General features: G+C 40.7%; 10 protein-coding genes. 5 read left to right on the top strand and 5 right to left on the bottom strand.

What is annotated here, in order from left to right:
- Positions 1-21 precede the first annotated feature (21 nt).
- Both OCV27_RS19730 and OCV27_RS19735 read left to right on the top strand, forming a co-directional pair.
- Positions 22-1890: a methyl-accepting chemotaxis protein gene (locus OCV27_RS19730; RefSeq protein ID WP_125320777.1), complete on the top strand. Its 1869-nt coding sequence runs from the start codon at positions 22-24 to the stop codon at positions 1888-1890.
- A gap of 109 nt (positions 1891-1999) precedes the next feature.
- Positions 2000-2644, top strand: a complete 645-nt coding sequence (locus OCV27_RS19735; protein ID WP_171360587.1) for a DsbA family oxidoreductase — start codon at positions 2000-2002, stop codon at positions 2642-2644.
- 52 nt (positions 2645-2696) lie between these two features.
- On the opposite strand, the gene OCV27_RS19740 is transcribed toward OCV27_RS19735, so the two are convergent.
- Entirely contained in the window at positions 2697-3593 is an 897-nt protein-coding gene (locus OCV27_RS19740; RefSeq protein ID WP_125320778.1) for a DUF808 domain-containing protein, read from the bottom strand.
- A gap of 182 nt (positions 3594-3775) precedes the next feature.
- Between OCV27_RS19740 and OCV27_RS19745 the strand changes: the two genes are divergently transcribed.
- Positions 3776-4696, top strand: coding sequence for a M14 family metallopeptidase (locus OCV27_RS19745; protein ID WP_125320779.1), 921 nt, complete (start codon positions 3776-3778; stop codon positions 4694-4696).
- Between the two features lie 22 nt (positions 4697-4718).
- Here OCV27_RS19745 and OCV27_RS19750 read toward each other — a convergent pair whose 3' ends face one another.
- Positions 4719-5507 carry an AraC family transcriptional regulator gene (locus tag OCV27_RS19750; RefSeq protein WP_125320780.1) on the bottom strand — a complete coding sequence of 263 codons (789 nt, stop codon included), beginning with the start codon at positions 5505-5507 and terminating at the stop codon, positions 4719-4721.
- A 140-nt stretch (positions 5508-5647) separates the two neighbouring features.
- Positions 5648-6466, bottom strand: coding sequence for a PilZ domain-containing protein (locus OCV27_RS19755; RefSeq protein ID WP_185759765.1), 819 nt, complete (start codon positions 6464-6466; stop codon positions 5648-5650).
- 271 nt (positions 6467-6737) lie between these two features.
- Between OCV27_RS19755 and OCV27_RS19760 the strand changes: the two genes are divergently transcribed.
- Positions 6738-9056, top strand: coding sequence for a methyl-accepting chemotaxis protein (locus tag OCV27_RS19760; RefSeq protein WP_125320782.1), 2319 nt, complete (start codon positions 6738-6740; stop codon positions 9054-9056).
- Positions 9057-9135: 79 nt separating this feature from the next.
- Here the strand turns inward: OCV27_RS19760 and OCV27_RS19765 are convergent, their stop codons facing one another.
- Positions 9136-10371 (bottom strand): EAL and HDOD domain-containing protein, encoded by a 1236-nt coding sequence (locus OCV27_RS19765; RefSeq protein WP_125320783.1) that lies wholly within the window; start codon positions 10369-10371, stop codon positions 9136-9138.
- A gap of 288 nt (positions 10372-10659) precedes the next feature.
- On the opposite strand from OCV27_RS19765, the gene OCV27_RS19770 reads away from it, so the two are divergent.
- Positions 10660-11424, top strand: coding sequence for a DeoR/GlpR family transcriptional regulator (locus OCV27_RS19770; protein WP_125320784.1), 765 nt, complete (start codon positions 10660-10662; stop codon positions 11422-11424).
- Positions 11425-11511: 87 nt separating this feature from the next.
- Here the strand turns inward: OCV27_RS19770 and OCV27_RS19775 are convergent, their stop codons facing one another.
- Positions 11512-13329, bottom strand: a complete 1818-nt coding sequence (locus OCV27_RS19775) for a hybrid-cluster NAD(P)-dependent oxidoreductase (RefSeq protein ID WP_125320785.1) — start codon at positions 13327-13329, stop codon at positions 11512-11514.
- Positions 13330-13536: the final 207 nt, after the last annotated feature.

Genomic DNA, 13536 nt, shown 5'->3' on the forward strand with positions numbered 1-13536 from the left:
TAATGACATGGGAAGTCGACAATGAAATTCAGCCATAAAATCGTGGCGGCATCATCTCTTCTATTTTTAGCCACGGTATCATTACTGACACTCCAGCAGTACTACACAGTCCAAGCCGAAGTCAAATCACTCGTTACCTCTAGTGTTGCCGAAATTGTTGACGGTGTCCGGGATACAACAGAAGCAGAGATTAACAGTCGAAAGATAATTGCTAATTATGCAACCAGTATGCTTGAGGCGAACCTTTCTCCTAGTGCAATAGAAATGGTCATCACTCGTCCAATTGTAAAAGAAACCTTTCTTTTAGCTGGGTTGGGGTTTGAAGAAGATGGTTCAAATATCAATAATGATCCTGGTTGGAGCCCTGGTCCAACATGGGACCCTCGGGCTCGACCTTGGTACATAGATGCAAAAAAATCCGGAAAGCTAATTATCACAGCCCCGTATGCTGATTCGGCAAGTGGTGAGATTTTGGTTTCTATCGCCACTCCCGTCTATGACAATGGTGACTTTATCGGTGCTATTTTTTACGATGTAAGCTTGGCAGGATTAGCAGAGCTGGTGAATAAAGTTCAACTTTTTGATGCTGGTTATGTGTTTATCGTATCAGGTGATGGAACAACTATTGCTCACCCAAATACCGAAATGAACGGTAAGCCGATGAAAGACTTTCTCGGCGAAGTCACTATCAAAGAAGATCCACAACAGATAGAAATAGAAGGTAAAAAATATACTCTCGACTATTCAAAAGTACCCGGAGAAAACTGGTATATAGGTGTCATATTGGATGAAGAAATCGCCTACCAATCACTGACCGACTTGCGTAACAGCTCCATAGTGTACACTGCAATTGCCTTGGTGATCAGCGTGGCTATTCTGCTTGTGTTGATAACAGCGCTTATGCGTCCTTTGGGCACACTTAATAACGCAATCCAAGATGTAGCTTCTGGTGATGGTGACCTAACACAACGCTTAGATACAGCGACAGACCAAGAGTTTTCCCAATTGGCCGAAGGCTTTAATACATTTATTGGCACGCTTCAACAGCTATTGACTCAATCAAAATCAATTGGTGAGGAGATCCTTAAAGGATCAGAAATGACTTCATCGGGCTTACAAGGGTCAGCTAGTGCCATGCAGGATCAGCTGCAAGAACTCGAGCAACTCGCAACTGCTATGCATGAAATGACAACAACATCAGGAAACGTAGCAGATAACGCCCAAGGAGCAGCAGCAGCAGCAAAAGACGCCGATGACGCAACTCAAGTTGGCACAAAGGTGGTCGGTGATACATCTGCATCAATCAGTGAGCTTTCCCAACGTATTGATGAAGCAGTAGAAGAAGTAAAAAATCTAGAGTCGGCAACGGATAACATAGAAACCATCCTTAAGGTTATCAATGACATCGCCGATCAAACTAATTTGCTAGCACTTAACGCCGCGATTGAAGCCGCACGGGCGGGTGAGTCTGGACGAGGCTTCGCTGTGGTCGCTGATGAAGTTAGAACCCTTGCTCAAAGAACCCAAGAGTCAACGACAGAAATTCGTAACATGATCGAACAGCTACAGTCTGGTGCAACATCAGTAGCCAATGCAATGAACATGAGTAAGGAAACAGCCGATGGCGCAGTATTACGCGCAGAAGAAGCCAATAATGCACTTAACAGTATTCGTGCTGCAATTCAGAGTATCAGTGATATGAATATGCAAATTGCATCTGCGGCTGAAGAACAGAACCTAGTCGCAGAGGAAATCAATAACAATACGGTTAAGATAAAAGATCTGTCGGAACAAGTTGCTGAAGCAGCAGAAAATGCCAATGTCGCTATGCAAGCTCAAACCGAAAATATTAGAGAGCAGGATGCTATACTTAATAAATTCAAGCTTTAATTACGCTTAAGTCCTCCCCCAACGGGAGAGGGCTTTTTTTTTCTTACTACTAACAAACCTCTCAGGTCTTGGTGCTTAATAAAGTCAAACAAGGGGTTAATAGTTATCGATGATTAAAAGTGTCCGTATCGACCTCATATCAGATATAGTATGTCCGTGGTGTATCATAGGGTATAAAAACCTTGAGAACGCTCTTTTGACATTGTCTGATAGCCTCAAAGCTGAAATCTACTGGCATCCTTTCGAGCTTAATCCAATGATGAAACGCGAAGGGCAAAATCTTAGAGAGCACATTACTGAAAAATACGGTACTTCGCTTGAAGCCAGCATATCTGCTAGACAAACCATTACCGAGCTAGGCCACGATTTGGGCTTCAAGTTCAACTTTACGGACGACATGAAGATTTATAATACCCGTAAAGCTCATCAGTTATTACTTTGGGCACAGTCGAAAAACCTACAATTAGAGTTAGAAATGGCTCTATTTAAAGCTTATTTCACCCATAACCAAGATATCAGCAATCCACAAACATTGCTTAATATCGCAGATTCTCTTGAACTCGAGCGAAATCTCTGTGAACAAATCTTAGAAGATGAGAGCTGGGCTGAAACCGTTTCATCCACAGAACACCAATGGCTTGAAGCTGGCATTAATGCTGTACCAGCCATGATAATTGAAAAAAAACACTTACTTTCTGGAGCTCAACCAAGTGAGATTCTAGTCGATGCACTCATCGACATTGCAGAACTATGACCTGTGTAAAAAACGCCAAAATAAAAGTAGCGACATACACTACTGCCACGATTTAATTTCTGTGGCGAACTTTCTCTATACCTGTCCAAACAAGTAATACCATAGCCCCTGCCAGCAAGCCTATCAGACCATTCAGAATTGATGGGATCAGAAGATGTGCTAAGGGTAAATTGGGCAGATTCAACAGCACCGGCTCTATCCAATGATGTATTACGGGAACATTATGTACAACAATACCACCACCAACTATGAACATGGCAGCTGTCCCCACAACTGCAAGGAATTTCATTAACTTGGGTGCAAAAGCGATAAGGATTTGACCAAGCCAAGCTCTTATTCCCTTGCCTTTGGAAATACGATTCAAATAAAAGCCTAGATCATCAAGCTTAACAATACCTGCTACCAAGCCATAAACACCAATGGTCATTAGTATCGCAATAAAGCTGACGACCATGACTTGTGTAATCATTGAATGCCCCTGTACAGTACCCAAAGCAATGACAATGATTTCAGCCGATAGAATAAAGTCAGTTCGCACCGCTCCTGCAATCTTACGTGTCTCATATTCCTCAATAGACCCAGTTGGAACCTCGTCTTCTTCAACTTGCTCCGCATGAAATAGGCTTTCCGCTATTTTTTCTGCACCTTCAAAACAAAGAAATAGCCCACCAATCAAAAGTAAAGGCATAATTAACCAAGGAGCAATAGAACTAATGAGCAACGCTGCTGGTACCAAAATTAATTTATTGCGAAAAGATCCCTTGGCGACACTTAGTACAATAGGAATCTCTCGTTCGGCTGCAACACCAGATACCTGTTGAGCATTCAATGCTAAATCATCACCTAATACTCCAGCAGTCTTTTTTGCGGCAACTTTCGACATCAAAGCAACGTCATCTAATACCGTAGCAATATCATCTAATAAAGTTAATAAGCTCGCACCAGCCATAAGGGGTCTCTTTAAACATACTGATATGCTGTTAAATGTACCACCTAGATTCCCATACTTAAACTCAATTACTGATATAAATACTATAAGCTCAATACTATCGCTGCAGATTATATGAATTGCTTCTATTAAAAGAGCATTTTATGCTGTGTGTCTAATGCTCCCAAACAATAGGAAATGTAATGCAGGCAAAGGAATTTTACCCAATCGGGACTACTGGTAAAAAATGGCAAGACGCCGAGTATCAATCTTGGCGAGACCATGCCTCAATCAAACGTGACTACCACAAAGAAGTGGTAACAAAAATCCACGCACTCACAGACCGATTTAAGGTCGAGCAGTATGGCGCATTATCTTATGACTTAGAGCGCTACCCTTTGTTTTGTATCAAGAGTAATAACTGGGAAAGCAACAAACCTGTTGTGTTAATTACGGGTGGTGTGCATGGCTATGAAACCAGCGGTGTTCATGGCGCTCTCCAATTTGTTGACACCCAGATGGAAAACTACAGCAAATATTTCAATATCATGGTTGCTCCCTGTATCAGCCCATGGGGTTACGAGACCATAAATCGATGGAATCCACTTGCTATAGATCCAAACCGTTCTTTCTACGCTGATAGCCCTGCCGAAGAATCAGCGAATCTTATCAAGCTAGTAAATTCAGTCGAACAAACCATTCTGGTTCATTTCGACTTGCATGAAACTACCGACACTGATGAAACTGAATTTAGGCCAGCTCTAGCGGCACGAGACGGTGCTGACTTTACACCAGGAATAGTTCCGGACGGGTTTTACACAGTTGGGGATAGTGAAAACCCTCAACCCGATTTTCAAACTGCGGTTATCAAATCAGTGAGTGATGTAACGCATATTGCACCAGCAGATCAAAACGCTAAAATTATTGGTTCACCTGTCATTCAAAAAGGTGTAATAAACTATCCAATGGCTAAACTCGGACTATGTGGTGGCGTGACAAATTCCATCTACAGTACTACAACGGAAGTCTATCCTGACAGCCCAAAAGTTACAGCAGAGGAATGTAATCAAGCTCAAGTTGCCGCCATCAAGGGTGGTTTAGATTATGTACTAACTAAGATCTAATTACCTCAGATGAGCTATTCAATTAGCGAAGCTTATTTTTGTACTGTTCAGGGGTTTGCCCAGCGTACTTTTTGAACATTGCAATAAATGGGCTGGCTTGGTTATAGCCTAGAGTTAATGCCACTTCCTTAACCGATTGGCCACTTCGTAGCAGTTCCATCGAGTAGAGGTAACGAACTCTTAGCCTCCACTCGGTAAAACTCATTCCGAGCTCAGACTGGCAGTGCCTAGCCAAAGTCCGCTCAGTGGTATGGACTTTTTCTGCCCATTGCGCAAGACTAGTGATATCAAGCGGGCTCTCTTCTACCTCTGCTAATATCGTGGCTAAATATTTATTATCGGAAGAAGGCAAAAAGTGATGTTGAGTATCTCGAGTTGCCAGCTGATCAAGTAATACTTGTATTAATCTCTTATCCTGCTCACTTTGGGCTATATTAATCTCTCTGTGACGAAAATCATCAATGATTGACGACACTATTGGTGTGATTTTTATCAAACTGGTACTACTTGGGAAGTTTGTTGTTAATCGCTCAGCAATATTTAACGAACAATATGACAAAGGCTTTCGATTATAACTGGTATGCATAACGCCAGCAGGAACCCAAATCGCAAGGTGAGGCGGCGCAAGAAATCGAGTTCCTTGAGCTTCCATTTCAAGAATACCACCACTAATTAGCTGAACCTGCCCCCAAGGATGGCTATGCATTCTTGTTTCCGTATTCGATAGAAAAGCTTCGAAATTCATAAAAAAATCCGAAGGTGCTCTATCAATAGGTAATGACGGATGCAAATGTTTAACCGACTTTCTCACATTTTTTGTCCTATAGATAATAGGCCTTAGACAAAAGACACTTGATATTATAAAGACCGATGCAGATTGTCGTATAGTTTAAAATATTATCGAGGTTGTGTCGAAAAGCTTAATATTAGAGGAAACCACAATTTAATTTTTTAAAGCGTAAACCTCTGCTGCAAAGCACAATAGTTTAAACCTTCAATAAGAGAGTCCACACTTTCGAGGCTTTCCTCTTCAAACTTAACACCATACTTATAGTAACGTCCTATTTTTGATATGTTTTTCACCATCGCTTGAAGCGTTTCATCAACTAGGGGAACATCTTTGTTTGAACTGCAGATATTTAGACTTATCAAAGAACCAATTCGGTAACTAACTTTATCCCTGTCAACAACAATTAAGCACCCTTGGTGGGAAATATCCCTTACTTGGCATTGGTACTTTTTGTCTGATGGTTCAAGAAAACCATCGAGATTGATTTCTAAACGGGCACTTTCACGCAAACCAACAACGACCTGTGTTGCAGAAGGTAAAGTAACGAGCAGCAAGTCAGTATCCTCACCACTCAAAACATATTCAATCTTAGTCTTAAAATAGACTCTAGCGCCTTCACCTTTAGAAGAAATAACACAGGCTTTAAGGGGGTAACCTTGTCTCATAAAAATTGATTTTTCCTGAGGCGAGACCATTGGCATTTCAAGTAAAAGAATACTTTTAGAATGCAAACCTATATATTTAGTTCGGCACTTAAGAACTTTACCTGTCGGAGTTGAAACAATGCAGGCAACATCGCAAAGTGGCATCACTTTATCGAAGGCATCTTCTCCGAGGCAAATTGAACTCGTAGTTTCTGACGTTGTACTGCTAAAATCTTCATGTTTTTCAGTGGGCGAAGAGCTTTCCTTAACCGCATCCTCATTACTTAAATTCTGTTGACTATCTAAGTTATTTTTTTCTGCGACATCCAAAGTCATATCTCCTCGAATATATTTGTACTTATAACCTTAGTATGAATCAGCACTCATAAAAAGTATCAAGCAAATTTTTGATCACAAATGCCCTGAAAAAAATGTAAACCAAGGCTATCGCTAGACCTTTACCTCTTAAAATACACGTTACAAAACATCTCCAAAGTCTCATTTTCAAACGAAAATTTCAATGTTAAACACCAATGATGAAACTTGATGCCTATAGTTTTCTTACGCTCTGAAAAACACCATACGATAAGAAAGATGGGGATTCATAATGTCACTACAGCTCAGGTTCATACTCGCTATATTAGGTGCAATCGCCCTCTCTCTTGGGGCAAGTACATCCATTAGTACCTATTTGTCGATGGAAGAAATGCGCTCAGTATTGCTCCAGCAATCTCAAGAAAAGTTAACGGCAACAAAAGAACTTGTTCGAGCCGAGGTAGAAAACTACTTCTCAGATATAGAAGGACAAATCACTTCTATGGCTAACAATGTAGCAACAAGAGAAGCTGCTGTTGATTTCACGCAAGCCTTCTCAGCATATGAACCAATACGAAAACTCAGCGACTCGCAGCTCAAAACTACAGTTAATGAATATTATACTAAAGAGTTTTCCGTTCAATATAGCCAGTTAAATCAAGATAAAGTCAAGGTTACTGACATGTTTTCTGGCTTATCGGATTTAACCTATAACATGCAATTTGATTTTATTGCCGACAACCCTAATCCTCTCGGCAACAAAGATAATTTGACAGTACTGGAGAACTCTTCAAGATATGCTCGAGAACATGAACATTATCATGATACTTTTCGTCAGTTTCTACAAACATTTGGTTACTATGACATATTTATCGTAAACCCCAAAAGCGGCCACATTGTTTATAGCGTTTTTAAAGAACTCGACTTTGCAACAAGCTTAAAAAATGGTCCATATACTAATTCAGGAATAGGACAGGCTTTTCAACAGGCATTATCACTCAAAAAAGGTGAAGTATTCCTAACTGATTTTGCACCTTACCTCCCCTCTTATAACGCACCAGCAAGTTTTATGTCGACCCCTATTGTTGACAAAGGGAACCTTGTCGGCGTACTCATATTCCAGATGCCAATTGATGAACTCAATAAAATTATGACACAAGGAGGTCAGTGGAAAGACCGAGGGTTTGGTAACACAGGTGAGACATACCTAGTGGGCTCTGACGGTACTTTACGCAATGAAAGTCGATTCCTAATAGAAGACAAAAGCGCATACCTTGATACTATTCGTAAAAAAGGGATCTCTGCGGCTAAGGACATTGAGTTAAAAAATACCAGTATTTCTTTGCAACCGGTGAATACTCCGGGCGTAACCGAAGCACTAAGAGGCATCAACAGTTTTGATATATTCGAAGATTATCGCGGCGTTCCAGTATTATCAGCCTATGGCCCTGTAAAAGTACCCAACCACACATGGGCTATCATGTCTGAAGTCGACGAAAAAGAAGCTTTCGCACCCAAAGAGCAACTCGGTAATTATATTATTTCAGCAGGTACTGCCACCACTATTGTTATGATCATTGTTTTTTGGGTGATCTCCATCGTTTTAGTTCGCTACTTGCTTAAACCACTTAGTATACTCAGACATCAATTTTACGAGCTGAACTCTGGGGATGCCAATTTAAACACCCGTCTTAAAATGTCTAATATTCCTGAGTTCGACTCTTTAACACAAAGTGTAAACACCTTTATCGAACAAATAAAAGTGATTATTGATTCGGTAAAAACAAGTACCGATGTAATTACACACTCTAGTAAACAACTGAGCAAGATTACAGACAACTCATACAAAGCGGCGGAAGATCAAACACTACAAGCGAGTAACGTAACAGAGTCAATGATTCAATTTAACGAAGCTTTGCTGGAAGTATCGCAGAGCAGCGCTACCGCTTCTGACTATACACATCAGTGTCGAGAAAGTGCATTGCTGAACTCAGAACAAGCTCAGCAAGCTGCCCAATTCGTCGAAAAAACCGGGCATGAAGTACAATCTTCTGCAGAAACCCTTTCAGAATTGCAAAATGAAGTAGAAAGAATTAACAATATTTTGAAGGTAATTACAGGTATTGCTGAACAAACTAACCTACTTGCCTTAAATGCAGCAATTGAGGCTGCAAGAGCAGGCGAAAGTGGGCGAGGTTTTGCTGTCGTAGCCGATGAAGTGAGGCAGCTTGCAACCAAAACTCAAAACAGCACAGTCGATATACAAAGCAATATTTCTCGCTTGTCCGAGGTAACACGATCAACAGTTAATTCAATGGAACGAAGTAATCATTCGGCTCAAGAAGGTATAAACCTTGTCAACGGTGTGAGTGTTAACCTACGTAATTTAAGTGCAAAAATCGATGAACTAGCGACCATCAATGCCACTGTAGCGGCAGCCACTGAAGAACAAAAAGTGAGTTGCGATGAAATCAACAGAAACATTTCAAATGTAAAAGATTCATCGGGTGATCTTAGAAATGCATCTGAAGAGATTGATTGTGCCGCACTAGGACTTGCTGAAGTATCAGGTAGCTTGCAAGATTTGGTCAATCGTTTCAAAGTGGCATAACGTGTCATGATACTGCAATAAAAAAGGCTCACTTAATTATCCAGTGAGCCTTTATAACCATGCATATAGTTATATTCATTTACGCGGCAAAGTCGTTTATCCAATTATTTGCCTTGTCTAAGCACGACATTATCGTTTTATCGTCTAATAATGTTTTAGATTGTAAATGTTCAAGGGATTCCCAGTCTGACCTCTCAATCGCTTCTGCAATACCCAGTAGATCTCCTAACATGCCCTCTTTATTAACTAAAGCAGAAACAATTGAATCTGAAAGTGTTAGAGATGCAAGCACATCCTTTAAGGCCATATCCAGCAAGCCCTCAATCAAAGACAACATCCCACACAAATACGCAGATTCAGTTACAGAAGGAACTTTTACATACTGAGCAAGGCACTCCATAAGTTTGGCTCGTGTCAGTAAATTTCTAACTAAAATAGATGGTTTGCTTGGAGAAAGTGCTGAGGCCATTGAATAGGTGACATATTTGCGCACCCTATCTCCACCAAGATACGACAGTGCCTGCATCGTACTTTCAATTCTTGAATTCACTCTGGAATCACTATTGACAAAATTTAGTAATTGTACAGAAAGTACAGGGTTACGTTCAACAATTTGATTAACTTTTAGCAGATCGATATCTTTTTTGGCTACCAAAGCTGAAAGTTTAAAGATATCCATAGCCGATGCTGTTAACTTTTGCGTTTTGATCACTTCAGGTTTTTGATAAAAATACCCTTGGAATAAGTGAAACCCACATTTCTGTGCTTGGATAAACTCTTGGTGATTTTCAACTTTCTCTGCGATAAATTGAATATCTGAATTTTTAAAATCACGAATAATACTTGCGCACTGTTTGAATGATAACTCTCTTACATCAAGCTTAATAAAATCAACGAGCGGATAAAAACGGCCCCATGCGGGAGATGGTACAAAATCATCTAACGCAACAAGGTAGTTCTTTTGTTTTAAGTCAACAATAGCATCAAATAACTCTTGAGTTGGTGAACACGTCTCTAACACTTCAACCACAATATCATCAGGAGAAAAATCACAGGGCACGCCTTCTATCAAGTCAATATATTCAAAATTAACAAAGCCCTTCTTATCACTGAGGTTTCGCTTTTGAAAGGTGAGAAACTGCTCCGACAATAAACGCATAGTAGCCCTCTGTTCGTAAGGAGTATTAAACGCGTTAGTGTCACCTTCTCGATACAATAGCTCAAAGGCAAACAGCTCTTTGTTCATATCGATGATTGGTTGCCTCGCAACAACCGACACCTTATTAGGCCGAGTATTCGTGGTTATTTGATTCATAGTATTACCTGACGCTGGTTAATAGATGCCATATAAACATCGTATATTAGTTATTATATTCAAAAGTGTAGTCAAGGATTTGTACTCCATATTAGGGCTATCGCAAACTTTGGGTAATCGACAAAAAACCACAGGTAAAAGTCAACCTTACTCTATTCAATATATTTGGCTATCTGTATAAATATTGCCATAAAGCCTATATTATTTGAACATTACCCCGCATAAAACGTTGCTTTAGCTGACGTAAAACGTAAACTTGCGCCATTCCCTCACATAAGGACATAGTTAGTGAAAGCCATTAAGCGTCATCAAGAAATCATCGAACTTGTTCAGACACAAGGTTTTGTTAGCACTGATGAGTTGGTGGAGCGTTTCAACGTCAGCCCCCAAACTATCCGCCGAGACCTCAATGAATTAGCCGATGAAAATAAGATCCGCAGAAACCATGGTGGCGCAACCATCACATCAAGTGCAGAAAACTCCTCCTATCAAACTCGTCAAGTTGCTTATCACAAAGAGAAAGAAAAAATTGCACTTGAGCTAGTGAAACACATTCCAGATGGGGCGACTTTATTCATTGATATTGGGACAACACCAGAAGCTATCGCTCGTGCCCTACTTAGCAATCATCATCATTTACGCATCGTGACCAATAATATTAATGTTGCAACAATTTTAATGTCTAAACCTGACTTTAAAGTCATTTTGGCTGGGGGTGAAGTGCGAGGTAAAGATGGCGGTGTGACAGGGGAAGCCACTCTTGATTTTGTATCACAGTTTAGACTGGACTTTGGTATATTAGGTATATCCGGTATTGATTATGATGGATCTCTACTTGATTTTGATTACCATGAAGTACGAGTCAAACGCGCTATTATTGAAAATAGCCGCTCTGTTTTTCTCGGTGTTGACCATAGCAAATTTGGCCGCAACGCCATGGTTAAATTAGGTACAATTGCAGATGTAGACCTTGTAATTACCGATCAAAAAGCCCCCAAAGAAATCGAGAATTACGCCAAGGATAATGAAACCATATTACAAGTGGTCGTATAATCAGCGGCTAACGAATAACAATAAAGAGAGCGTATTTTGACAATAAGCGCTCTCTATTTAATCACCAAACTACCTAGACAAAACCTCCTAGCTAGTGATCTCAATATCTGTTTCAGGTACACAGCAGCAAGCCAGTACAACACCCATGTTGCGTTCAGAGTCCTGTAATCCAGGCACATCAGGCTGATGTACTTTGCCTGATTCAACAGTGACTTTACATGCTCCACACAAACCAGCTCGACAACTGTTCGCAATACTTATTCCAGCATCTTCAGCTTGATCTAACAGTGGCTTTCGGTTATTTCCAGTAAACACGCGACCATTGACGCTCAATTGAAGCTCTTCAAATGGTTTAGTGCTAATTTGTGACACTCCAAATGCTTCCTGATGATAACACTCCTCAGCCAAGCCTTTTTGAAGTAACAAGTTTTTGGCTTTCTGCATAAACCCATCTGGGCCACAGACAAAAACCTGTCTTTTTTCTACCTCTTTTATCTGCTTAAGATGAGACATCGACAAGCGACCTCTCAAGCCAAACCAATCAGCAGGCGGTTGAGATAAAGAAATTAATACTCTTAAACCGGGATGTTTGCGCTTTAATTCATCAAGCTCCGGCTGGCATGGAATATCTTCGACACTTCGACATTGATGATAAAAAAACACATCATCAGCTTGGTCGTTATCAGACAAATATCTAAGCATAGATAGCATAGGAGTTACACCACTTCCCGCAGACAACAGCAAGATTGGCTTATCATACTGCTCTCCAAGATGAAAGCTGCCCTGCGGAGACTCACACACCAATGTGTTTCCTAGGTTAAAATGATCATGAAGCCAATTAGATATTCTGCCTTCGTCTATACGCTTGACTGAAATCGCCAATTTTCCTGGCCTTGATGGACTGGATGATAATGTATAACGCCTTGCGATATGTTCATCGCCTATTTTTACCGAAATCGGCAGATGTTGACCTGGTAAATAGCTGGGTGTCACCCCTGGCTCGGGCTCTAACCAGAAAGTCACAAAATCCCGAGCTAAAGGCTCTTTTTCAACACACGTCATACTAAACCGCTTGGGTGAATTATCTGGGTAGGACTCTTTGTCCTTGTACTCCAAAATTTCAACCATATCACCCTGTCGGATCATGCCTTCATTCTTAGCGACAAGGTTTTGACCAAAAAACACACCGCCTCGCTCATTTGCTCTAAATTGAGACAGAGTTTTAAGTGGCTCTTTAGTCTCACGGAGTTTACCTTTACTAACATCAATAGTGGTCAAGATACAACGTTCACAAGGCTTTACAGATTCAAACTCCACCTCACCAATCCGAATACGCTTCCAACTGTCCTCTTCAAAAGGCGCGGTGGTTGAAACAATAAGATTTGAGCGAAATTGGTCCATAGAGTGCTGTTCTGGGCTGCGGCGATTCAGTTCATCAAGTGAACCTTGCCCAATTACCAGCATGGGGTAACCATCGGCAAAGCTGACATTGTGCCCTACATTTTCTCGCACCCGGTTCGATTGCTCACCACTAAAAAGCAGTTCAACCCTTAAGCTCAATACATCGCTAAACCAATCGTCGGCTTCATCCGTTGTCGTGTATGCAGTAAAGTTATCCTTCCAAACCTGAGCTGGCGCTTCTTGCATTTTAAAATCAGCATATCGTAACTTGAGCGGTGGTTTACCTTCGGCAACAAAAATTAAACCATCAGCTGTTAAGCTTGATTGGATGGTTACCATTTGGGGGTACTTTCGTGCTGTCACCATGGAACCATCGGCTAACGCTAGCATAAAACGGCGATCAAACATAAGACCTTGTTTCTCAACCCAACAAGTAGACTGAGTAATACCACCTAAAGACTTAACCGGATAAACGTTTATTTGTGAGAGACTTGGAGCTGACATTGCTATCCCTAAGGATTTAATTATTTTTGCTATTATACCTAAGTATTGTGAGGTTTGTTATCTGGATGTGAACATTGATAAAAACTAACGCTAAAATTCATTGGGTTCGCTAAGTACAATCCATGACACGAAAAAATAGATGCATTTACCAGCACTTTGCTCTATCATCCTGTCGCCTAAACGTAAGCGTTTGCCTTCACACTTATC

Origin of the sequence: Vibrio pectenicida (assembly GCA_024347015.1) — a bacterium.
Lineage (GTDB): Bacteria > Pseudomonadota > Gammaproteobacteria > Enterobacterales > Vibrionaceae > Vibrio > Vibrio pectenicida.